Origin of the sequence: Burkholderia sp. Bp9143, from assembly GCF_003853645.1 — a bacterium.
Lineage (GTDB): Bacteria > Pseudomonadota > Gammaproteobacteria > Burkholderiales > Burkholderiaceae > Burkholderia.
Genome location: NZ_QTPO01000007.1, coordinates 1 through 23548, shown reverse-complemented (window position 1 = coordinate 23548; position 23548 = coordinate 1). Strand labels below are relative to the sequence as shown.

Here is a 23548-nt window from a genome sequence, read left to right as displayed (position 1 = left end):
GGAGTGCACGCGGCGGCAAGCTACGCGCTCCCGGCTCAGTCAGCCCGCGTCATCTTCCTTCAACGGCAGGTACCGCGGCGCCACGCGCGCGCGAATGTTGCCGTTCCCGTCGATGCGATAAATCCCGCGCGCCGCATTGTGCGGATGCTCCACCGCTTCAGCCACGCTCAGCACCGGAGCAAAGCACGCGTCGCTGCCTTCGAGCAGCGCGCGCCAGTGTGCGGACGACTGCCGCGCGAACACCTCGGCGAAACGCGCCTTCAGCGCCGGCCAGCGCGCACGATCGTACTGCGACGCCGGATCGACGTCGGTCAGCCCGAGCCGCTCGACCAGCAGCGCATAGAACGGCGGCTCGAGCGCGCCGATCGTCACGCATTCGCCGTCCGCGCAGCGATACACGTCGTAGAACGGCGCGTCGTGGAAGAGGCTCGGCTGCGCGCCGTCGAGCTGCCCGTTCGCACGCGCCCACAGCGCGAGCGAGCCGAGCATCGACACGATGTCGACGATCGCGCCGTCGACCACGCGCCCGGGGCCGCCGCCGCGCACGGCGAACAGCGCGCAGACGATCCCGAACGCGAGCCCGAGCGCGCCGCCCGCATCGCCGACGACCGTCGGCGGCACGCCGGGCCGGCCGTCGCGCGGTGCGGACAGCGACAGCAGCCCCGTCAGCGCGACGTAGTTCAGGTCGTGCCCGGCGGCCGTCGCAAGCGGGCCGTCCTGGCCCCAGCCCGTCATCCGTCCGTAGACGAGCTTCGGATTGCGGCGTGCGCAATCGTCGGGACCGAGGCCGAGGCGCTCCATCACGCCCGGCCGCAGCCCCTCGATCAGCGCGTCGGCCTGCGCGATCAGCGCGAGCGCCGCGTCGCGGCCGGCCGGGGTTTTCAGATCGAGTTCGACGATCGTCTTGCCTTCGCGCAGCAGGTCGCCGTCGCGGCCCTGCAATGCGTCCGGCGCACTCGTGCGGCCGGCCGGACGCGCGATCAGCGTGATGCGCGCGCCCATTCCGGCAAGCATCCAGCCCGCGAGCGGGCCGGGGCCGAGGCCTTCGAATTCGACGATATGGACGCCGGAAAGCGGGGCACCAAGCGACATACGATTCTCCTGTCGACCCACGTTAGCGCTTTAGCGCTTACGTGGGTCCCATGCTTCGCGGTCGACCCGCGTTAGCGCTTTACCGCTTACGCATGGTCCCAAGCCTTGCGGTCAGTCAGCGTAAGCGGCCCGCACGCACGCGCGATGCCTTGCCCGCCGGATTGCGTGCGTCAAATAAAAAAATCCCTGCGCAGCGGTTCCGCTTCGCAGGGATCGGGACGAGGTTCGCTCGTGCAGGCTTGCACGCGAAAGCCGTCGTGCGTCAGAACGCATCCCCCGGCACCCGCACCCAGCCTTCCATCAGCACGCGCGCGCTGCGGCTCATGATCGCCTTCGTGACGGTCCACTCGCCGTTTTCGAGCTGCGCTTCCGCGCCGACACGCAGCGTGCCCGACGGGTGACCGAAGCGCACCGCGTTGCGTTCACCGCCGCCCGCCGCAAGGTTGACGAGCGTGCCGGGGATCGCCGCGGCCGTGCCGATCGCGACCGCCGCCGTGCCCATCATCGCGTGGTGCAGCTTGCCCATCGACATCGCGCGCACCAGCAGGTCGATCTCGCCCGCATTCACGCGCTTGCCGCTAGACGCGACATAGTCGGCCGGCTTCGCGACGAATGCGACCTTCGGCGTGTGCTGCCGCGTCGCGATTTCATCGAGCGTGTCGATCAGGCCCATGCGCAGCGCGCCGTGCGCGCGGATCGTCTCGAACTTCTCGAGCGCCTTCGCGTCGCCGTTGATCGCGTCCTGCAGCTCCGTGCCCGTATAGCCGATCGCCTCGGCCTCGACGAAGATGGTCGGGATCCCCGCGTTGATCATCGTCGCCTTCAGCGTGCCGATGCCCGGCACGGCCAGGTCGTCGACGAGGTTGCCGGTCGGGAACATCGACCCGCCCGAGCCTTCTTCGTCGGCGGCCGGGTCCATGAACTCGAGCTGCACCTCGGCGGCCGGGAACGTGACGCCGTCCAGCTCGAAGTCGCCCGTCTCCTGCACCGCGCCGTTCGTGATCGGCACGTGCGCAACGATCGTCTTGCCGATGTTCGCCTGCCAGATCCGCACGGTCGCGACGCCGTCGCGCGGCACGCGCGACGCATCCACGAGGCCGCCGCTGATCGCGAACGGGCCGACGGCCGCCGACAGGTTGCCGCAGTTGCCGGTCCAGTCGACGAACGCCTTGTCGATCGCGACCTGCCCGAACAGGTAGTCTACGTCGTGGCCGGGCCGCGTGCTCTTCGACACGATCACCGTCTTGCTGGTGGACGACGTCGCGCCGCCCATCCCGTCGATCTGCTTGCCGTACGGATCGGGGCTGCCGATCACGCGCAGCAGCAGCGCGTCGCGCGCGGCGCCCGGCGTCTGCGCGGCATCCGGCAGGTCCTGCAGCCGGAAGAACACGCCCTTGCTGGTGCCGCCGCGGATGTAGGTCGCCGGAATCCTGATTTGAGGAATGTGAGCCATGTTTGCGTTATCCCTGTGTGACCCGGTCAAGCCGCCTGCGACGATTCGAGGAAGTCCTGCGCGAAACGCTGCAGCACGCCGCCCGCGTCGTAGATCGACACTTCCTCGGCCGTATCGAGCCGGCACGTCACCGACACCGCGACACGCTCGCCGTTCTTGCGGTGAATCACGAGCGTGAGATCGGCGCGCGGCATACGCTCGCCGATCACGTCGAAGGTCTCGGTGCCGTCGATGCCGAGCGTGGTGCGGTTCGTGCCCGGCTTGAACTCGAGCGGCAGCACGCCCATCCCGATCAGGTTCGTGCGGTGGATCCGCTCGAACCCTTCGGCGACGATCGCCTCGACGCCCGCGAGCCGCACGCCCTTCGCGGCCCAGTCGCGCGACGAGCCCTGGCCGTAGTCGGCGCCGGCGATCACGATCAGCGGCTGCTTGCGATTCATGTACGTCTCGATCGCTTCCCACATCCGCATGACCTGGCCTTCCGGCTCGACGCGGGCGAGCGAGCCCTTCTTCACCGCGCCGTCGACGACCGCCATCTCGTTGATCAGCGTCGGGTTCGCGAAGGTCGCGCGCTGCGCGGTCAGGTGGTCTCCCCGGTGCGTCGCGTACGAGTTGAAGTCTTCTTCCGGCAGGCCCATCTTTGCCAGGTATTCACCGGCCGCGCTGTTCGCGAGGATCGCGTTCGACGGCGACAGGTGGTCGGTCGTGATGTTGTCGCCGAGCACCGCGAGCGGACGCATGCCCTTCAGCGTGCGCTCGCCGGCCAGCGCGCCTTCCCAGTACGGCGGACGGCGGATGTAGGTGCTCTGCGCGCGCCAGTCGTACAGCGGCGCCGCACGCTCGCCCGCATCGGCCGTGCGCGCGAACATCGGTTCGTAGACCTTGCGGAACTGCTCGGGCTTCACGCTCGACGCGACGATCGCGTCGATCTCCTCATCGGTCGGCCAGATGTCCTTCAGCGTGACGGGCTTGCCGTCCTGGTCGTGGCCGAGCACGTCCTTCTCGATGTCGAAGCGGATCGTGCCGGCGATCGCATACGCGACGACGAGCGGCGGCGAGGCGAGGAACGCCTGCTTCGCATACGGGTGGATACGACCGTCGAAGTTGCGGTTGCCGGACAGCACGGCGGTCGCGTACAGGTCGCGATCGACGATCTCCTGCTGGATCTTCGGATCGAGCGCGCCCGACATCCCGTTGCAGGTCGTGCACGCGAACGCGACGATGCCGAAGCCGAGCTTCTCGAGTTCCGGCAGCAGGTTCGCTTCTTCCAGATACAGCTCGACCGCCTTCGAACCCGGCGCGAGCGAGCTCTTCACCCACGGCTTGCGCGTGAGGCCCTTCGCATTCGCGTTGCGCGCGAGCAAGGCGGCCGCGATCACGTTGCGCGGGTTGCTGGTGTTCGTGCAGCTCGTGATCGCGGCGATGATCACCGCGCCGTCGGGCATCTCGCCCGCCTTCTCTTCCCACTGGCCGGCGATCCCGCGTGCGGCGAGATCGGACGTCGGCAGCCGCTTGTGCGGGTTCGACGGGCCGGCCATGTTGCGCACCACGCTCGACAGGTCGAACGTCAGCGTGCGCTCGTACTGCGCATTGTTCAGCGTATCGGCCCACAGGCCCGCCGCCTTCGCGTAGGTCTCGACCAGCTTCACCTGCTCGTCGCTGCGGCCGGTGAGGCGCAGGTAGTCGGTCGTCTGGCCGTCGATGAAGAACATCGCGGCCGTCGCGCCGTATTCGGGCGCCATGTTCGAGATCGTCGCGCGGTCGCCGAGCGTGAGGCTCGCGGCGCCCGCACCGCGGAATTCCAGGTATGCGCCCACCACCTTTTCCTTGCGCAGGAACTCGGTCAGCGCGAGCACGACGTCGGTCGCGGTGATGCCGGGCTGGCGCTTGCCGGTCAGCTCGACGCCGACGATGTCGGGCAGGCGCATCCACGATGCGCGGCCGAGCATCACGTTCTCCGCCTCCAGCCCGCCAACGCCGATCGCGATCACGCCGAGCGCGTCGACGTGCGGCGTGTGGCTGTCGGTGCCGACGCAGGTGTCCGGATACGCGACGCCGTCCTGCGCCTGGATCACCGGCGACATCTTCTCCAGGTTGATCTGGTGCATGATGCCGTTGCCCGGCGGGATCACGTCGACGTTCTCGAACGACTGCTTGGTCCATTCGATGAAGTGGAAGCGATCCTCGTTGCGGCGATCCTCGATCGCGCGGTTCTTCGCGAACGCGTCCGGATCGAAGCCACCGCATTCGACGGCGAGCGAGTGGTCGACGATCAGCTGCACGGGCACGACCGGGTTCACCTTGGCCGGGTCACCGCCGCGCTCGGCGATCGCGTCACGCAGGCCCGCGAGGTCGACGAGCGCCGTCTGGCCGAGGATGTCGTGGCACACCACGCGCGCCGGGAACCACGGGAAGTCGCGTTCGCGCTTGCGCTCGACGATCTGCTTCAGCGAATCGGCGAGGATTGCCGGGTCGCAGCGGCGCACGAGGTTTTCGGCGAGCACGCGCGACGTGTACGGCAGCGTGTCATACGCGCCGGGGGCGATCGCTTCGACCGCGGCACGCGCGTCGAAGTAGTCCAGCGACGTGCCGGGCAGGGGTTTGCGGTTGGCGGTATTCATGATGTGGGGCGGAATTCGGGGTAAGACGTTCCGCGTGCGCCGGCGGCCCGCATCACGGGCGCCGGCGCGCGCGGCGGGGCGATCAGCGCTTCTCGATCGGCACGAACTGCAGGTCTTCCGGACCGGTGTAGTTCGCGCTCGGGCGGATGATCTTGTTGTCGACGCGCTGTTCGATGATGTGCGCGCTCCAGCCGGACGTGCGCGAGATCACGAACAGCGGCGTGAACATCGCGGTCGGCACGCCCATCATGTGATACGACACGGCGCTGAACCAGTCGAGGTTCGGGAACATCTTCTTCGCGTCCCACATCACCGATTCGAGGCGCTCGGCGATGCTGTACAGCTTCAGGTCGCCCGCTTCCTTCGACAGCTTGTGCGCGACGCCCTTGATCACCTTGTTGCGCGGATCGGAGATCGTGTACACCGGGTGACCGAAGCCGATCACGACTTCCTTGTTCTCGACGCGGCGGCGGATGTCGGCTTCGGCGTCGTCCGGCGAGCTGTAGCGGCTCTGGATTTCATACGCGACTTCGTTCGCGCCGCCGTGCTTCGGCCCGCGCAGCGCGCCGATCGCGCCGGTGATCGCCGAGTAGATGTCCGAGCCCGTGCCCGCGATCACGCGGCCGGTGAACGTCGATGCGTTGAACTCGTGCTCCGCGTACAGGATCAGCGACGTGTGCATCGCGTCGACCCACGACTTCGACGGCGTCTTGCCGTGCAGCAGGTGCAGGAAGTGGCCGCCGATCGAGTCGTCGTCGGTTTCCGTCTCGATGCGCTTGCCGTTGTGCGAGAAGTGATACCAGTACAGCAGCATCGAGCCGAGCGACGCCATCAGGCGGTCGGCGATGTCGCGCGCGCCCGGCAGGTTGTGATCGTCCTTCTCCGGCAGCACGGTGCCGAGCACCGACACGCCGGTGCGCATCACGTCCATTGGGTGCGCGGAGGCCGGGATCTGCTCGAGCGCGGCCTTCAGCGCGCTCGGCAGGCCGCGCAGCGCGCGCAGCCTGGTCTTGTACGCGGCCAGCTCGGTCAGGTTCGGCAGCGTGCCGTGCACGAGCAGGTGCGCGATTTCCTCGAACTCGCACGATTCGGCGACGTCGAGAATGTCGTAGCCACGGTAGTGCAGGTCGTTGCCGGTCTTGCCGACCGTGCACAGCGCCGTGTTGCCGGCCGTCACGCCCGACAGCGCCACCGACTTCTTCGGCTTGAATGCGCCTGCGGCGGCCGGTGCTGCTGCGTCTTTCGTCTCGCTCATGTTTCCGTTCTCCAATGGGTATCTATGTCGACCGCACTTAGCGCTTCAGCGCTTAGTGCGGTCCCATGCAAGGCGGTCGACCGCACTTGGCGCTTCAGCACTTAGTGCGGTCCCATGCAAGGCGGTCGACCGCACTTGGCGCTTCAGCGCTTGGTGCGGTCCCATGCAAGGCTGTCGACCGGACCGGGCGCGTCAGCGCTTCGGCCGGTCATGCAAAGCGTCCGGGACACGCGTCCCGGCGGGCGGGCACGTTACTTCTTGCCCTGCGCGAACAGCTCGTCGAGCTTCTGCTCGTACGCGTGATAACCGAGGAAGTCGTACAGCTCGGCGCGGGTCTGCATGGTCGGCACGGCAGCCTTCTGCGTGCCGTCGCGGCGCAGCGTCTCGTAGAAATTCAGCGCGGCCTTGTTCATCGCGCGATACGCGCCGCAGCAGTACAACGCGATGTCGACATTCGCCTCGCGCAGTTCATCGAGCGTGAACAGCGGGGTCGAACCGAACTCGGTCAGGTTCGCGAGGATCGGCACCTTCACGGCGGCCTTGAAGCGACGATAGTCGTCGAGCGTCTTCATCGCTTCCGGGAAGATCATGTCGGCGCCGGCTTCCACGTACGCGATCGCCCGCTCGATCGCCGCGTCGATCCCTTCGGCGGCGGCCGCGTCGGTGCGGGCCATGATCACGAACTGGTCGTCGGTGCGCGCGTCGACCGCGGCCTTCACGCGATCGACCATTTCGTCGGTCGGCACGACTTCCTTGCCCGGACGGTGGCCGCAGCGCTTCTGGCCGACCTGGTCCTCGAGGTGGACGGCCGCGACACCGGCCTTGATGAACGAGCGAACCGTGCGCGCGATGTTGAACGCGCCGCCCCAGCCCGTATCGATGTCGACGAGCAGCGGCAGGTCGGTCGCGTTGGTGATCCGGCTCGCGTCGATCAGCACGTCTTCCATCGTGCTGATGCCGAGATCGGGGATGCCGAGCGAATTCGCGGCGACGCCGCCGCCCGACAGGTAGACGGCCTTGAAGCCGACGGCCTGCGCCATCTTGGCCGCGTACGCGGTGATCGCGCCGACCACCTGCAGCGGCTGCTCGGCCGCGACTGCCGCGCGGAATTTCGCGCCGGCGCTCTGAAGATGCGTATTGCTCATGAACGGCCTCCTGAAGGAATGCCCATCAGCAGCAAGGACCGGGCCAGCTCGCGAAACGCCGCTAACCCACTGATTCTTAAGCAACCGGCACGCGCGATGAATTGTCCGGCGATTTCAATTCAGCAATTTCATGTTTCAAAAATGAAATCCCGCGCGCATAATCGGTCGCCATGGACCTCTCCTCGACCAAACCCGTCGGCCCGGCCGACCGCACGGTGCGCCCACGCATCTGGGCGATGGGCATCAGCCGCCTGCGCGACCTGTTTCGCGAGATCGCCGGCGAATTCGACGAACGCGCCGACGTGCGCATCGTCACGCGGGCCTACGAAGACGCGCTAAGCGCGATCGCGGAGGCCGGCACCGCGCGGCCCGACGTGATCGTCGCGGCCGGCTCGAACGGCGGCTTCCTCAAAACGCGTGCGCAGGTGCCGGTCGTGGTCGTGTCACCGACCGGCTTCGACGTGATGCAGGCGCTCGCTCGCGCGCGGCGCGACGCATCGCGGATCGCGCTCGTCAGCGCCGGCGAAACGCCGCCCGAGGTGCGCCGCTTCGTCGCCGCCTACGGCCTCGACGTGCAGTTTGCGTCATATCAGTCCGCGCAGGAAGCGGAAGCCTGCGTGCACGACCTGCACGACCGCGGCATCGAGACGATCGTCGGCCCCGGCCTCGTCACCGATCTCGCGGCGAGCGCCGGCATGGGCGCGGTGTTCCTGTATTCGCACGCGTCGGTGCGCAAGGCGGTCGAGACGGCCCTCGAAGTCGCATACGCGACGCACGCCGAGGCGTTCCGCCGCCAGCGGCTCGACAACCTGTTGCAGCACCTGCGCGACGGCGTGGTCGCGCTCGATGCGCGCGGCCGCGTCGAAGCCATCAACGAGCGGCTCGCGTCGGCGCTCGGGGTCGAACCCGCGGCGGCCGTCGGCCGCGCGCTCGTCGACCTGCGCCCGGAACTGCGCACGCTGCGCGGCGAGGACGGCGACGCGCTCGCGACCGTGCGCGGCGTGCGCTACGTCGTGCATCGCGGGCCGCTCGTCGATCGCGGCGTCACGTCGGGCAGCGTGCTGACGTTCCAGGAATCGCGCGCGGTCGAACGGCTCGACCGCGCGCTGCGCTCGCAGCCGAACACGCAGCAGTTCGCGGCGCGCTATGCACTCGACGACGTGGTCGGCAGCTCCGCGCCGATGACCCGCGTGCGCGATCTCGTGCGCCGCTACGCGAAATCCGACGCGACCGTGCTCGTGCTCGGCGAAAGCGGCACCGGCAAGGAGATGATCGCGCAGAGCCTGCACGCGCTGTCCGTGCGGCGCAGCTATCCGTTCGTCGCGATCAACTGCGGTGCGTTTCCGGAGGCGCTGCTCGAGAGCGAGCTGTTCGGTTACGAGGAAGGCGCGTTCACCGGCGCGCGGCGCGGCGGCAAGACCGGGCTGTTCGAGGCCGCGCACCGCGGCACGCTGTTTCTCGACGAGATCGGCGAAATGCCGCCGTCGCTGCAAAGCCGGCTGCTGCGCGTGCTGCAGGAGCGCGAGGTGATCCGCCTCGGCTCGACCGAGCCGATCCGCATCGACGTGCGCGTGATCGCCGCGACACACCGGCCGCTGCTCGCGGCCGTCGAAGCCGGCACGTTCCGCGCGGACCTGTATTACCGGCTCAACATCCTGAACGTCGGACTGCCGCCGCTGCGCGAGCGCGCCGCCGACATTCCGGCGCTCGCGGCCACGCTGCTCGTGCAGGCCGCGCGGCGCGAGCAGCGGCTGGCCGATCGCGTGCGCGAGGTCGACGATGCGATGCGCGTGCTCGACGCGACCCAGGCGACGCTCGCGCGCTACCGCTGGCCCGGCAACGTGCGGGAACTGCAGAACGTGGTCGAGCGGATCGCGGTGGAGCTGGCCGAGGACGTCGACGAGCACGATCCGGGTGCCGCATGCGCGGCGCTCGCGCCCGATGCGCTGCAGGCGATCGCACCCGAGTTGTTCACGGCGCCGCCCGATCCGGCCGACGCCGACGACGCGCAGACGCTCCACGCGCGCCGCCGCCGAGCGGAAGCCGACGAGATCCGCGCGGTGCTCGACGCGTGCGGCGGCGATCGCGATCGCGCGTGCGCGATGCTTGGCATCAGCAAAACGACGCTGTGGCGGAAGCTGTCGGCGAAATAGGTTCGGGCGGGATGGACGCGGCAGGAATGACGCGCCGGACGCGCGCCGCCGTCAATCGGCCTTGTGATAGTGGCGGTACGCCTTCGCGCGATTCCCGCACGACGACATCGAGCACCAGCGGCGGCTGCCGTTCTTGCTGTCGTCGATGAACAGCCACTGGCATGCGTCGTTCGCGCAGCGCTTGACCTTCGCGAGCCGCGCGCCGCCCAGCAGGTCGGTCGCCGACCACAGCACCGGGCTCAGCAGCCCCGCGAGCGTCGCGCCCGCGTCCCCGATCCGCCACGCATAGCCGCCATCGATCCGTGCGAGCGCGACGCGCGGCGCCGCTTCCGCCAGAAAGCCGCCCAGCAGCGCGAGATCGTCGGCTTGCGGCTCGCGCAGCTCGGCCTGCGCATGAAAGAGCCGATACAACGCCTCGCGCAACGCGAGCGCACGCGCCAGCATCGCCGGCTCGCCCCCCTTCTCCTTCTCTTGTACGCGACACGCGTCGGCCAGGCCGGCCGGCACGCGTGCCTGCTCACGGCACCACACGAACAGGTCGTCCAGCGTGCCGAAGGTTTCGGTCGGCGTGTCGGCGCCGCGCCAGTACAGCGTGTTCGCGAAATCGATGCTCAACGTTTCGGACGGCGCGGGAACCAGGCAGTCCGTCGTGACGGAAGGTTGCGTTTTGCTCATGACACGATCGTATCTAACCACCATGCCGGTTGACAAGCGTCCGGACGCTTTCTAACATAACCGGCATGGTGGTTAAAAACGGGTTTGCTGTTCTGATGTCCCCTCTTCAGTTCAAGGAGCCACAGATGATCGATCGTTTTTCGTACGACGTTGTCCACACCGGCCGCAGCCGCGCGTTCTATGACAGCACGCTTGGCACGCTTCGCTACAAGCGGCTGGCCTGGTGGTTGTAAACAGGTTTGCTGCACTGACGTCCACCCTTCAGTTCAAGGAGCCACAGATGATCGATCACCTTTCGTTCGGCGTTGCCCACATCGACCGCAGCCGCGCGTTCTACGACAGCACGCTCGGCGCGCTTGGCTACAAGCGGCTGCACAGCGACGACGGATCCCTCGGCTACGGCACCACCGAACCAGTGCTGTGGTTGCAGCACGCGGCGCGTCCGGTCCCCGCGGATCCCGATTCAGGGTTGCACGTGTCGTTCCGCGCAGCATCGCCGGTGGAAGTCGATGCGTTCTATCGCGCCGCGCTGCAGCACGGCGGGCAGGACAACGGCGGGCCGGGCAAGCGCGAGCACTACGGCCCCGGCTATTACGCGGCGTTCGTCGTCGACCCCGACGGGTATCGGCTCGAAGCCCATTGCGAGCTGGATAACGTCGTCTGATCCGGTTCGTACGGACCGGGTGAACGACAAGGGCCCGATTCCGCATCACGCGGAATCGGGCCCTTGTCATTGCTGGATCGGTATTCGGTTCGCGGCGGTCGCCGCGGGCAATCACGCTCGTGATCGGGCGGCGGGCCGTGCGACGCAGCCGGGTTGATTGATTGCGCCCGCGCCCCGCAACCGCTTACTGCGCGTCGCGCGTGCTCTGCAGCTGCTCGCCGAGCCCCTCGATCCCGAGGCGCACCGTCTGGCCGGCCTTCAGGAACACCGGCGACGGCTTGATGCCCATCCCGACGCCCGGCGGCGTGCCGGTCGTGATCACGTCGCCCGGTTGCAGCGTCATGCAGGTCGACAGATAAGCGATCAGTTGCGCGACGGTGAACACCATCGTGTGCGTGTTGCCGTTCTGATAGCGATGGCCGTCGATCTCGAGCCACAGGTCGAGGCGCTGCGGATCGGGCACCTCGTCGCGCGTGACGAGCCACGGGCCGATCGGGCCGAACGTGTCGAAGCCCTTGCCCTTGTCCCACTGGCCGCCGCGCTCGATCTGCCACTCGCGTTCGGACACGTCGTTGACGACGCAGTAGCCGGCGACGTAATCCAGCGCACGTGCTTCGTCGACGTCCTTGCACGCCGCGCCGATCACGACACCCAGCTCGACCTCCCAGTCCGTCTTCACGGAACCCTTCGGGATGTCGATGCCGTCGTTCGGGCCGCAGATCGAACTCGTCCACTTGCCGAACACCACGGGCTCCTTCGGCACTGGCATGCCGGCTTCGGCTGCGTGATCGGCATAGTTCAGACCGATGCCGATGAACTTGCCGACACGCCCGACGCACGCGCCGATGCGCGGCTCGCCGGGGACGAGCGGCAGCGTGGCCGGGTCGATCGCGCGCAGGCGCGCGAGACCGGCGTCGGACAGCGCGTCGCCGGCAAGATCCGGCACGTGCGCGGACAGGTCGCGAATCCGGCCGTCCGCGTCGAGAATACCGGGCTTTTCCTGGCCGGTCGGGCCATAGCGAAGCAGTTTCATCGTGCTTAACCTCTGTTGTCGAATGTGACAGGATACCGGCCGACGCGGCCGCTGACGGCCACGCGCCGGACTGAATGCCGATCGTCGATGACGCGCGTCGGCGCCGTGTCCGGCAGGCCAATCGACACGCGAGGCTCGCGCAGGCGCAGCGATCGCGGCGCCGCACCGACGTGCGACACGCATCGAACGGGCGGCCGCCGGTCTGCGCATCGGCGACGACGGCCCGGCATCCGCGACATGTGCCGGCCTGTGCCGGCCGACTTCACGCGCGGCCGCGCCGTCGCTGGCCCGCCGCTCTTTGTACCATCGGCGGCCCGCCGTGAAATGGCGCGCGACGGATACCGACTATTGGTGCGCCTGCGGAGGTTGCACCGCAGCATTCGACCTGCGGACGTAGCCGGCTTTACGCCAAATGCCGGCGTCCTTCGATACCGAAAGATGAGTTTCGAATATTTCTTATGACCCTGTCATCGGGAACGGCACGTAATCCGTTCTTGCTGGGTAACGATCGGCAAAAAGACGCTGCATTGCACACTGAACGTTTGTTGTTAAGCTCGCCCGGATGGCAGTCACATCCGCGTGCGGCTTCACGAATCCGCGTGCAAAACCGGCCAGCGTGCGTCGCCCACCGATTGGCAATTCCCGGACTTCCTACCCATGATGCAAACGAACAACAACCCGCTCCCCGGCAGCGACGCACGGGAGTCGATGGGCGCAGCCGACCGCTATCGCGCACCCGCGCTCGACAAGGGTCTCGACATTCTCGAACTCCTGTCGGAACAAAAGGAAGGACTCACCCGCACCGAAATCACGAAGGAGCTCGGCCGCAACGCGAGCGAGATCTACCGGATGCTCGAACGTCTCGTCGCACGCCGCTACGTGATGCGCTCGAGCGGCGGCGACCGTTACACGCTCAGCCTGAAACTGTTCGCGCTCGCGCATCGGCATCCGCCGATGAACCGGCTGATCGCCGAGGCCTTGCCGCTGATGCAGCGCTTCGCCGATGCGGCCGAACAGTCGTGCCATCTGACCGTCTACGATCGCGGCAACCTGCTCGTGATCGCGCAGGTGGACGGCCCCGGCCCGTGGGGCGTGTCGGTGCGGCTCGGCTCGCGCGTCGGGCTCGCCGATACGGCGTCGGGGCGCGTGATGCTGTCGTTCCAGGGTCCCGAGCAGCGCGCGCACATGCTGGCCGAGCATCGCAAGGTCAAGGGCGAAACACCGATCAACGAGCAGGAACTCGTGTACGCGTGCCAGTCCATCCGCCAGTCCGGCTACGTGCGCCAGGACAGCCGCCAGGCATACGGCGTCACCGACCTGAGCGCGCCGATCCTCGGCCCGGCCGGCCATGCGATCGCGGTGCTGACCTGCCCGTACATGCGCCGGATCGACGCGCACATGGCGCCGTCCGTCGAGGTGGTCGTCACGGGGCTGCGCGATACGGCAGGCCAGTTGTCGATGTGCCGCGCGGACACTTGCTGAACGTTGCCGAACGGGCGACCGCGCTGAAGGCGGTCGATCGTTCGAGCGCGGCAGTCGTTCGGTCACTCGGCCGGCGGGTCGGGCAGGCGGGCGCGACGATGCCCACGCGATATGCGATGCGCGCCGGTCGCGCGGGCACGCGTACCGGCATTCGGCAGACCGTATCCGGATGCGCGGACGCCGCGCTACGCTAGAATAGCGGCCCTCTCAAAAACTACGGCGGCCGGCTGTCGCGGCCGTCGTATCCGATGGATGTCATGGCCAAACTTCTGAACGATCAAGAATTCCAGCGTTTCTCCGAACTTCAGCAGAAGCAGGCGAGCTTCACGATCACGCCCGAGGAAGCGGACGAGCTGCGCGACATCGTCGCGCGCGCGCAGCAGAAGCGCGACGACCGTGCCGCGGCGATGCTGGCGATCGAGAACTACATCGAGCAGTTCGACATCACGCCCGACGAACTCTTCTCGCCCGAGCAGATCGGCGACGCCGCGCGCACCTACGGCCTCATCACGGCCACCAAGAAGGAACGCACGCTGCCGCCATCGATCACGTTCAACGGCAAGCCGTACCAATGGACCAAGACGCTTCCGGACGACGTGCGCGGCGCGCTGTTCGACGCATTCACGTCCGGCGAATCGGTCAAGCGCTTCATCGCGATGCCGAAGGACACCGCGCGTTGCGCGCTGACGATCGCCCGCCTCGAGCGCGAAACCGGCGGTGTCTATGCAGACGCGCACCTCGAAGAACTCGCGATTTCGCGCGACCAGGTGAACGAAGCAGCGTCGAAACTCGCTGCGTAAGCGCTGTCACGGGCACGGTTCATGCGTGCCCGCATCGGCGCGGACGCCGGCAGTGGCCGGCGCCGCGCCAGCCGGAGCACTGCGTCATCAGGCTCCCGAAAAGTCTCACCGAAGCGTCCCGTAAGCGCTCACCCGAGCATCCCGTAAAAGCTCACCTGAGGCGCCCGGAGACGCTCATCGACCCCTCCCGAACATCCTCACCGACGCCTCCCGCAGACGCTCACCGCCCTTTCCCGAAAAGGCTCACCGGGGCTTCCCGCAAGGGCTCACCGGCAGTTCCCGCGAAGGCTCACCGAGTGCTCCCGTATCGGCTCACCCGACCGCTCCCGGAAAAGCTCACTCACGGCCCCTGAAAAGTCTCACCTTTGTTCCGTTTCAGATGCCGCGGATGCGAAATGTGTGGGGCAGTGCGCTCGACCCTGGCACCGGAATCCGCGGTACGCGGCGGTCATCGGTCCATGCCATACGCCCGCCGCGGATGCCGTGACTCGACGCGTTCGCCGTTCCCCGCCGGTCACGGAGCGAGCGTCGTACCGATCCGCGTATTCGAGCGAACAAGCCGAACGATCTGCATTCCGAACTACGGCGATTTCGCTCGGTCGTTACTGTACATCACCGACATCGTGTTCCGTATCGACCGTGCACGATACCTGCGCCTGCGCACGCCCGCCTACGCGATTACGATTGCAGCTTCATCCTGAACCCCACCACGCCGGGTTCCTCCGTCGTCGACACCTCGAAACCGCACGATTTCGCCAGCGCGATCATCGCGGTGTTCTCGCGCAGCGCCTCGCCGATCATCCATGCGGTGCCGCGCGATCGCGCGTAGTCGATGAGGCGGGTCATCATCAGCCGCCCGAGCCCCTTGCCCTTCTGATCGGGCCGCACGGCGATCGCGAACTCCGCCGTCTCGTTGTCGGGATCCGCAACCGCGCGCGCCACCGCGAGTGTGTGCGACCGGCCCGACATGTCGGTGAACGACACGATGAAGGCCATCTCGCGGTCGTAGTCGATCTGCGTCATGCGTGCGACTTGCGAATGATCGAAGCTGCGCACCGCGCCGAAAAAACGCATCCGCAGATCGTCCGGCGTCATCGCGCCAAGCAACTCGTTATGCGCCTCCTCGTCCTCCGGACGGATCGGACGGATCGTCACGGTCTCGCCGCGCCATTCGAGCGTCTGCTCGAGATGGCGCGGATACGGCATGATCGCGAGCCGGCTGCGCCCGGCCGCCAGCGTGATGCGCGGCGCGACCACGTATGCCCGGTCGGACACCACGCGCAGCGTGACCGACATCGCGACGACTTCGCGCACGTCACAAACGACTTGCGACAGTGCAGTCAACGCATCGAGCGTGGGTTCGACGGGCGTGCGGCGCGCATACGGCGAGCGCTCCATCACCGCGCGGGCGAGCACGGTATTCAGCGGCGGCAGCCCGTACACGACGAACGGCGCCGATACGCCGTCCGCCGGCGGCACCGCATAACGGAATACCGGGCCGAAGTTCGAATCGTCGTACATGTCGACCGTGACGTCGACGACTCTGGCGCCGGTCGACGCATCGGCCGGCTCGCCATGCAGGCTGAAGTGAGACAGCCACTGCAACGCCGCTTCGCCGGCCAGTTCATGCTCGCCGGCCTCGACCATCCGTCGGGCCTCGGCCTGCGCGGACGCAACGCACTCTGCCGGCTGCGGCGGCGTGCCCTCGGGCGTCTGCATCAGCAACTGCCGCCCGAGGTTGTAGTCGACGAGCCGTGCGTATGCGCGCGCAAGCCGCTGCGGCGTGGTGTGCACCGGGATGCCGTTCGCATGCAGTGCGTCGCGCGTCGCCGCGTCGACCGCACCGAAAAAACACGCGAGGATGCCGCGGTATGCATACTGCCGCGATTCGATCAGCGTGCGCGCGACCGCGTCGGCCGGCGCACTGTGGGACGTCGAATGCACGACGAACAGCGTGCCCGTTGGCGGAAACGGCGCGAGCGCCTTGATGGCGGTGCCGAAATGCTCGGGACGCGCATCGTCGCCGAGCGTCAACGGATTGCCGGGCGCGGCGAGATGCGGCAGCGCGGCAGCGACCGCCGACGTTGCCGCCGCCGGCCAGTCGGCCAGCACGTCGCGCACCTCCGCGACCGCATCGACCGCGAGTTTCGCGACGCCCGCGTCGCTCGTCACGAGCGTCGCCGCGCCACGCGCGGTGACGCGCCCGACGCCGAGCGTCTCGATCTCGTCGAGCAGATCGTCGAGTGCATCGACACGCACCATCCCCGCGCGCTGGAACGCCGCCGTGTAAAGCGCATCGCCGGGATCGGCGCGCCCGGTGCGCAGCGCGAGCACCGGCTTGTTGCGCGCCGCCGCACGCGCCGCCGACATGAACTTGCGCGCGGCGCACACGGTGTCGAGCTCGAGCAGGATCGCGCGCGTGCCGGGATCGCTGGCGAGGTAGTCGAGCACGTCGCCCGCGTCGACGTCGGCCTCGCTGCCCAGCGCGACGACATGCGAAAAGCCGAGGCCTCGCGCATCGGCCCAGCCGAGTACCGCGTTCGTCAGCGCGTTCGATTGCGACACCCACGCGACGCCGCCCGATCGTGCCGTATAGGCCGGCGCGCCGAAATGCGCATGCCGCGCGGGCGACAGCACGCCGAGACTGCCGGGCCCGACGATACGGAGCACGAACGGCTTCGCGGCCTTGAGCGTGCGATCGAGCGCGGCGCGATCGGCGTCGGTACGCGCCTCACCGACGATCACCGCGACGCGCGTGCCGATCTCGCCGAGCTTGCGCACGATGCCGGCCCACGTGGCAGGCGGCGTGCAGATCACGGCGACCGATGGCGGCGCGGGCAGCCGGTCGACATCGGCCACGACCGCGTGCCCGTCCAGTTCGCGATACTTCGGATTGACCGGCCATACAGGCCCCTCGAACGCGCCGTCGAGCACACGCGCCCACACCATCGCACCGATACTGCCCGCGCGCGACGATGCACCGACGACTGCAACGGACCTGGGCTGGAACAACGCATCGAGATGGCGGACTGTCACAGCGGCTCCCTACGGTAACGAAAGACGATCCGACCGGCACACGGGCCAGATGGCCATGTGCCGGTCGACGCGAACTCCAAGCATAGGCGAAGCCGATGCGGCTGCCTATATGCCGAATGGCCGACTGTGCGACGCGCATCAATCGCCGCAACATGGGCCGGTAACCGACGCCTTTGCACGACGCAACGGGCGAAGGCGACACGATGCGGCCATCGGGTCGCCACTTCAAAGGTGAGGATTTACGGGAACCATGGTGAGCAAGTTCGGGAATTGCACGGCGCAGTGCATCCATGCGCGAGAGGTGATGGCAATCGGCGGTACGTCAGCACCGCGACGATCGAAAGTGCCAATGCACGCATGCCGCGCAATTGCGGGGTTGTTTACCGGAATTCGCGGCGATATCCGGTCGAATCGCGGCGAATTCGCAAAACGGGTTCCGTTAATCGCGCGGCATTGGCGTTCGATTCGCGGTTTCGAGTCACGCTGCCGCCGCCCAAAAACAAAACGGTGCGACGGCCGCATGGCCGTTCGCACCGTCAGCAGCGCACGAAAGGTGAGGATTTTCGGGATTCAGTCCTTGATCAGGAAACGCGCGCGGTTCTTGCCGAGCCATGCCGGCGCACGCCCGCGGCCACTCCACGTTTCGCCCGTCTTCGGGTTCAGGTACTTCGGCGGCAACGGACGCTTCGGTTTCGCCGCGGCAGCGGTGCCGATCTGCCGGAAACCGAGCTCTTCCGCCGTAATGTCGAATTCCTCGATTTTCGCCCGAATGGCGGCAATCGCGTCGGCAATCGCCTTTTCGCGTTCCTTGTCGATCTTTTGCTGAAGTCTTTCGAGCTGCGCTGTCAGTTGCCTGTAGGTCGCCATATGGATGGGACTCCGTGAGTGTTATTCATGAAAAATAGCCGACTCCAAGCGAATAGAAAAGCGCTACATCCGATTATGGTCTCCTCATCGAGTCATGTCGGGATCAATAACCGCTTTTCTTCTTGCATGCGAAAAGAAGATTTCGCACGGCGTCATCGGTCGATTGCTGGAGGACGTCGAATTCCCCATTGCAGATGGCTCGGGCATTGTCCGTGCAATTGCTCCAGCCGCTGCCGGTGCACTGCACCTGCGTAGTCGGGCGCCCGTCCGAAGTGAATAGAGGCGCCCCGCCGCCGCACCCGCCGAGCCCAGCAACCAGGGCCAACAATCCGGCCCGACGCCAATGCATTCGAGGCCACCGACAGACCGACGCAAGCATGTGATTCATTGTTCTTTCCGTCAACCGATTTTTTGAATTTCGCGAGTATGCCACGCACTGTTGTCACACGTTCAGTCCCGCGCTCGGTCCGGCGTCCGGTCGGGCCGTCCGCGCGTCTTGTACGGCACGGCCCGGTGCGGATCGTCGGTGATGCGAACGAACACCTGCTCGACGTCGGGAAGCGCGCCGAGTTCGCGCGCCAGCGCCTGGCGATCGAATCCCGGATCGGTACACCCTTCGACATAGATGAAGCGCCGCTGCACGGTGATCCACAGGCTCGTGCCCTGCAGACGATCGGTGCCCGCGAAATGCGCTTTTGCCGCGTCGGCGATCGGCGCGTCATACATATAGGAATTCGGTTTCGTGCAGCGATGGGCGAGCCAGCAGGTGGTCCCGCGCTCGACGCGGTAATGCGCATCGTCTTCCATCTCGGCGCGCGTCATCCAAGGGCCGAGCGGCAGCGGGCATCCGGCGAAGCCCTGCGACAGCGCGACGAACGGATCGTTGTACCAGTTGCGCCGGACCGCAGGCGCGTCCGCGTCACCCGTCTGCGCGAACGAGGACGTCGCCACCAGTACGGCCAGCCATCCGGCAATGCCGATTCGCTTCATCGTTGTCTCCTGTCGGGCACTTCACCGGTGCCGTTCCTCATGTCCGGGCGCATCCGCGGCCGCTTGCTACCGGTCGATCCCGAGCGCCGTCAGTTTCTTGTAGAGCGTCGCCCGACCGATGCCGATGCGTGCGGCCGCTTCCACCACCTTCCCGTCGCAAACCGCAAGCGCATCGATCAGGAACTGGCGCTCCCACGCAGCCAATGCATCGGCATACGAAACGACCGCCGCACCAGATGCACCCGATGTATCCGATGCGTCGCCCGCGTCCCGGCCGACCGGCGACGGAGCAGGCCGCGTGCCCGCCGGCACGCTGTCCGGCGCCATGCGCACCGGCCCGAGGAACGGCGCGAGCGCCCCCGCATCGATCACCGAGCGATCCGACAGCATCAGCGCACGCTCGAGCGTGTTGCGCAGTTCGCGCACATTGCCTGGCCACGGGTACGCGCACAGCATCCGCAGCGCGTCGTCGGTCAGTTCGCAGTGCGCGGCACGGCCGTGCTGCGCGGCCAGCTCCTCGAGCGTCGCGTAGACGAGCGTCGCGATGTCGGACGCGCGCTCGCGCAAGGGCGGCGCGTGAATCGTCAGCACATTGAGCCGGTAATAGAGATCCGCGCGAAAGCGGCCGGCCTCGACCAGCGCGGGCAGGTCGGCCGACGTCGCGGCGATGATCCGCACGTCGGCGCGCACGATCCGGTTCGAGCCGACCGGTTCGAACTCCTTGTCCTGCAGCACGCGCAGCAGCTTGCCCTGCAGTGGCAGCGGCATGTCACCGATCTCGTCGAGAAACAGCGTGCCGCGGTCGGCCAGCTCGAACTTGCCGACGCGTCCCTTGCGATCGGCACCGGTATACGCACCCGGCGCCGCGCCAAAGAATTCGGTTTCGAGCAGCGTGTCGGGAATTGCGGCGACGTTGACGGTCACGAGCGGCTGGAGCGCGCGCGCCGACGCTGCGTGGATCGCATGTGCGAGCAGCTCCTTGCCGGTGCCCGTCTCGCCGAGCAGCAGCACCGGCGAATCGACCTGTGCGGCGCGCCGCGCCTGCCGCTTGGTTTCGAGGCTTGCGGCACTCGTGCCGACGAAACTCGCGAACGTGTATTTCGCACGGCGCGCCTGCGCGAGCGAACGCTGTGTCGCGATCAGCTGCTGCTGAAGCTGCGCGTAACGGGAAAAGATCGGTGTGAGCGTCTTCAACTGGTCGAACAGCGCGAAGCCGATCGCGCCGACCGTCTCGCCCGCCTCGTTCTTCAACGGCAGGCGCGTGACCACGAGCGGCTCGCGGCCCGTCTCCATGATGTCGAGCAGGATCGGCTGTCCGGTCGACACGACCTCGCGCATCAGGCTGTTCGGAATCACCGCCTCGCAGTCAAGGCCAACCGCCTGCTGCGGATCGGCAAACCCAAAGCGCGCCGCATAACGCTCGTTCATCCACACGACGCGCGCGTCGCGATCGACGACCACCGTGCCCGCACTCGAATCCTCGAAGGTCCGAAACAGCGACTCGGCGGCGCGCCGCAGCACGTCGCCGTAATTGACGGGCAGGCGGACCCAGTCGTTCATCATCGTGTCGTCGTCTCCGCGTATGCTTGGCCGGATGTCTCCGGAACGAGACGCAGTATCTCACTTTGGAGACATGCCGGAATGCCTTGTCCGGGAAAGCCCTGCCCGATTCAATGGGCTGTCCTGACGGCCGAATCGTCTCCGATTGGAGACGATTTATGTAGAATCTTCAGACATTGGCCGGCGCGGGCCCGCCGGCCTGCGCCGGAACCATGTCCGGCGGCGCAATCCGGCCGATGGCACGAAACCTGCACGAACCTGAGCCGGTCCGCGGCGCGTTCCGCGATCGAACAACAACCAAAGCCATTCCAAGCCATTAGGAGACTCCCTTGTCTTTCGTGATCGTCCTCGCCGCGCTGGCGTTCCTGATGTTCGCCGCGTATCGCGGCTACAGCGTGATCCTGTTCGCGCCGATCGCCGCGCTCGGCGCGGTCCTGCTGATCGAACCCGCCGCCGTCGCACCGGTCTTCTCCGGCATCTTCATGGAGAAGATGGTCGGCTTCGTCAAACTGTATTTCCCGGTATTCATGCTCGGCGCCGTGTTCGGCAAGGTGATCGAACTGTCCGGGTTCTCCGAGTCGATCGTCCATGCCGCGATCCGCTACATCGGCCGCTCGCGTGCGAATGCGGTGATCGTCGCGGTGTGCGCGCTGCTCACCTATGGCGGGGTGTCGCTGTTCGTCGTGGTGTTCGCGGTGTATCCGTTCGCGGCCGAACTCTATCGCCAGAGCAACATTCCGAAGCGGCTGATGCCCGGCGCGATCGCGCTCGGCGCGTTCTCGTTCACGATGGATTCGCTGCCCGGCACGCCGCAGATCCAGAACATCATCCCGACCACGTTCTTCAAGACGACCGCCTGGGCCGCACCCGCGCTTGGCACGATCGGTTCGCTGTTCATCATCGTCGTCGGCCTCTCGTACCTGGAATGGCGCCGCCGTTCGGCGATGGCGAAGGGCGAAGGCTACGGCACGTCGCTCGTCAACGAACCGGAACGCGTCGAAGCGACGGCACTGCCGCATCCGGCGCTGGCGATCCTGCCGCTGATCCTCGTCGGCGCATCGAACTTCACGTTCACGAAGCTGATCCCGCAGTGGTACGGCGCCGCGTCGTACACGGTCGCGCCGGACGTGCTGCCCGGCGTGCACACGCCGGTCACGACGTCGATCAAGACCGTCGTCGCGATCTGGTCGGTCGAGGCCGCGCTGCTGCTCGGCATCGTGCTGGTCGTCCTGACCGCGTTCAAGCGCGTCAGCGACCGCTTCGCGGCCGGTTCGAAGGCCGCCGTCGGCGGTGCGCTGCTCGCCGCGATGAATACCGCTTCGGAATACGGTTTCGGCGGCGTGATCGCCGCGCTGCCGGGCTTCCTCGTCGTCAGCGACGCGCTGAAGAGCATTCCGAACCCGCTGGTGAACGCGGCCGTGTCGGTCAGCTCGCTCGCCGGCATCACCGGTTCGGCGTCAGGCGGCATGAGCATCGCGCTCGCCGCGATGTCGGACCTGTTCATCAAGGGCGCGCAGGCAGCCAACATTCCGATGGACGTGCTGCACCGGGTCGTCGCGATGGCCAGCGGCGGCATGGACACGCTGCCGCACAACGGCGCGGTCATCACGCTGCTCGCGGTCACGGGCCTCACGCACCGCGAGTCGTATCGCGACATCTTCGCCGTCACCGTGATCAAGACGCTCGCGGTGTTCTTCGTGATCGCCGTGTACTATACGACCGGCCTCGTGTAAGCCTCCGGATCGGGCGGCATTCCACATGCCGCCCCGATCCATTGTTTCCGGCAGCAGAACACTGCGTTGGGAGCGATCGCGTTTTTCCCGCGTGCGGCCGGGCCTACACTGTTTTCAACCGCTGCCGCTTCGTCGAGCGAAGGCCGGTCGCCCAGTCGGAAACATGGAGGTCACGATCATGAAGCGCCTGATTCACGCAGTTGCCATTACCCTGGCCGTATCCGCCCCGCTCGCCGCGCTAGCGCAGTCGAACCCGCCGCTCACGCGCGCGCAGGTCCACGCCGAAGTGAAGGCGCTCAAGCAGGCCGGCTTCCAGTCGAGCGACTGGTTCTACCCGGCCAGCATCGTTTCCGCAGAAGCGAAGATCGCCCGCCAGCAGAGCACCGGGGCTGGCAGTACGCGCGGCGCGGCGCCGGAATCGGGCCAGTAATCGCAGTCACGATGCGGCCGCCCCGCCCGACCGCACCCTCGCCTGCCGTCACGCCTTCACCGGCTCGATCAGTTTCGCGCATGCCGCTGCCTGCGGATCGCCCGCAGGCAGCTTCGCGCACACTCCGTCGAACTGCTTCACGACCGACCTGACCGACGCATCGTGCGCGCCGCCGCCGCGCCAGCGATTCAATTGCGTGACGACCTTGGTCAGCGCGCGCAGGTTCGCCCCATAAAACGCATCCTTGGTCTTGCCGGCCTGCGCGAGCACGCTCGCGGCGATCGCTTCGATCCGCGCCGAATCGTCCGGCGCCAGCGCGACCGCATTCGCGAAATAGGTCGCCCCCCAGCGCAACTTCGTGGCCGGTCCGCTCGCCGCGTCGTACGCCTTCCGGTACCAGTCGAGCGCCGCGGCCTTGTCGCCGCGCGCCTTCGCATTCGCGGCCGGTCCGGACTTGACGTCCTCCACCGCCTAAAGACGGTGGATTCCCACACCTGGCGATGCACGTCCGCATCGGAGAATGTTCACAGCAGCGTTGGTATCTCGATCATGCTCGACA

At 67.3% G+C, this 23548-nt stretch carries 18 protein-coding genes and 1 pseudogene; 6 read left to right on the top strand and 13 right to left on the bottom strand.

Translation table 11 applies throughout. The annotated features are described in order from the left end of the window. Positions 1-39: 39 nt before the first annotated feature. The 5 genes from DIE23_RS06770 to prpB all read right to left on the bottom strand — a co-directional run bounded on the left by DIE23_RS06770 (position 40) and on the right by prpB (position 7566). Complete coding sequence (locus DIE23_RS06770; protein WP_124611402.1) at positions 40-1092, bottom strand: CaiB/BaiF CoA-transferase family protein; 1053 nt, start codon at positions 1090-1092, stop codon at positions 40-42. A gap of 262 nt (positions 1093-1354) precedes the next feature. Beyond that, positions 1355-2545 carry a 2-methylaconitate cis-trans isomerase PrpF gene (gene prpF, locus DIE23_RS06765; RefSeq protein WP_124611401.1) on the bottom strand — a complete coding sequence of 397 codons (1191 nt, stop codon included), beginning with the start codon at positions 2543-2545 and terminating at the stop codon, positions 1355-1357. Between the two features lie 26 nt (positions 2546-2571). Beyond that, the gene (gene acnD / locus DIE23_RS06760) at positions 2572-5166 is read right to left on the bottom strand and encodes a Fe/S-dependent 2-methylisocitrate dehydratase AcnD (protein WP_124611400.1); all 2595 of its coding nucleotides are present in this window, start codon (positions 5164-5166) and stop codon (positions 2572-2574) included. A gap of 82 nt (positions 5167-5248) precedes the next feature. Continuing rightward, positions 5249-6421: a 2-methylcitrate synthase gene (prpC, locus tag DIE23_RS06755; RefSeq protein WP_124611399.1), complete on the bottom strand. Its 1173-nt coding sequence runs from the start codon at positions 6419-6421 to the stop codon at positions 5249-5251. Positions 6422-6672: 251 nt separating this feature from the next. Further along, positions 6673-7566 (bottom strand): methylisocitrate lyase, encoded by an 894-nt coding sequence (gene prpB / locus DIE23_RS06750; protein WP_124611398.1) that lies wholly within the window; start codon positions 7564-7566, stop codon positions 6673-6675. A gap of 170 nt (positions 7567-7736) precedes the next feature. On the opposite strand from prpB, the gene prpR reads away from it, so the two are divergent. Further along, a complete protein-coding gene (prpR, locus tag DIE23_RS06745) occupies positions 7737-9719 on the top strand; it encodes a propionate catabolism operon regulatory protein PrpR (protein ID WP_124611397.1) in 1983 nt (660 codons plus the stop codon). 51 nt (positions 9720-9770) lie between these two features. Here the strand turns inward: prpR and DIE23_RS06740 are convergent, their stop codons facing one another. Further along, positions 9771-10418 carry an ABATE domain-containing protein gene (locus DIE23_RS06740; RefSeq protein ID WP_124611396.1) on the bottom strand — a complete coding sequence of 216 codons (648 nt, stop codon included), beginning with the start codon at positions 10416-10418 and terminating at the stop codon, positions 9771-9773. A gap of 256 nt (positions 10419-10674) precedes the next feature. Here DIE23_RS06740 and DIE23_RS06735 point away from each other — a divergent pair, with 256 nt between their 5' ends. After that, positions 10675-11058, top strand: a complete 384-nt coding sequence (locus tag DIE23_RS06735; protein WP_124611395.1) for a VOC family protein — start codon at positions 10675-10677, stop codon at positions 11056-11058. Between the two features lie 184 nt (positions 11059-11242). On the opposite strand, the gene DIE23_RS06730 is transcribed toward DIE23_RS06735, so the two are convergent. Then, entirely contained in the window at positions 11243-12091 is an 849-nt protein-coding gene (locus DIE23_RS06730) for an ureidoglycolate lyase (RefSeq protein ID WP_124611394.1), read from the bottom strand. A gap of 657 nt (positions 12092-12748) precedes the next feature. On the opposite strand from DIE23_RS06730, the gene DIE23_RS06720 reads away from it, so the two are divergent. Then, entirely contained in the window at positions 12749-13573 is an 825-nt protein-coding gene (locus DIE23_RS06720) for an IclR family transcriptional regulator (RefSeq protein ID WP_185646394.1), read from the top strand. A gap of 248 nt (positions 13574-13821) precedes the next feature. After that, positions 13822-14373 (top strand): hypothetical protein, encoded by a 552-nt coding sequence (locus DIE23_RS06715; RefSeq protein ID WP_124611393.1) that lies wholly within the window; start codon positions 13822-13824, stop codon positions 14371-14373. 678 nt (positions 14374-15051) lie between these two features. Here the strand turns inward: DIE23_RS06715 and DIE23_RS06710 are convergent. From DIE23_RS06710 to DIE23_RS06690, 5 genes are all read right to left on the bottom strand, one after another. After that, positions 15052-17409, bottom strand: coding sequence for a GNAT family N-acetyltransferase (locus DIE23_RS06710; RefSeq protein ID WP_124611392.1), 2358 nt, complete (start codon positions 17407-17409; stop codon positions 15052-15054). A 570-nt stretch (positions 17410-17979) separates the two neighbouring features. Then, entirely contained in the window at positions 17980-18276 is a 297-nt protein-coding gene (locus tag DIE23_RS06705) for an H-NS family nucleoid-associated regulatory protein (RefSeq protein ID WP_124611391.1), read from the bottom strand. 103 nt (positions 18277-18379) lie between these two features. Further along, positions 18380-18664 carry a hypothetical protein gene (locus DIE23_RS40700; RefSeq protein ID WP_311767808.1) on the bottom strand — a complete coding sequence of 95 codons (285 nt, stop codon included), beginning with the start codon at positions 18662-18664 and terminating at the stop codon, positions 18380-18382. A gap of 62 nt (positions 18665-18726) precedes the next feature. Then, complete coding sequence (locus DIE23_RS06695; RefSeq protein WP_124611390.1) at positions 18727-19266, bottom strand: BON domain-containing protein; 540 nt, start codon at positions 19264-19266, stop codon at positions 18727-18729. A 66-nt stretch (positions 19267-19332) separates the two neighbouring features. Beyond that, on the bottom strand, positions 19333-20829 hold the full coding sequence (locus DIE23_RS06690; protein ID WP_124611389.1) for a sigma-54-dependent Fis family transcriptional regulator: 1497 nt from the start codon (positions 20827-20829) through the stop codon (positions 19333-19335). A 326-nt stretch (positions 20830-21155) separates the two neighbouring features. Between DIE23_RS06690 and DIE23_RS06685 the strand changes: the two genes are divergently transcribed. Both DIE23_RS06685 and DIE23_RS06680 read left to right on the top strand, forming a co-directional pair. Next, complete coding sequence (locus DIE23_RS06685; RefSeq protein ID WP_059680258.1) at positions 21156-22559, top strand: GntP family permease; 1404 nt, start codon at positions 21156-21158, stop codon at positions 22557-22559. Positions 22560-22737: 178 nt separating this feature from the next. Next, a complete protein-coding gene (locus DIE23_RS06680) occupies positions 22738-22989 on the top strand; it encodes a DUF4148 domain-containing protein (RefSeq protein ID WP_124611388.1) in 252 nt (83 codons plus the stop codon). Positions 22990-23037: 48 nt separating this feature from the next. Here the strand turns inward: DIE23_RS06680 and DIE23_RS06675 are convergent. Continuing rightward, positions 23038-23442 (bottom strand): annotated as a pseudogene (locus tag DIE23_RS06675) (thioredoxin family protein); the annotation flags it as partial. Positions 23443-23548: the final 106 nt, after the last annotated feature.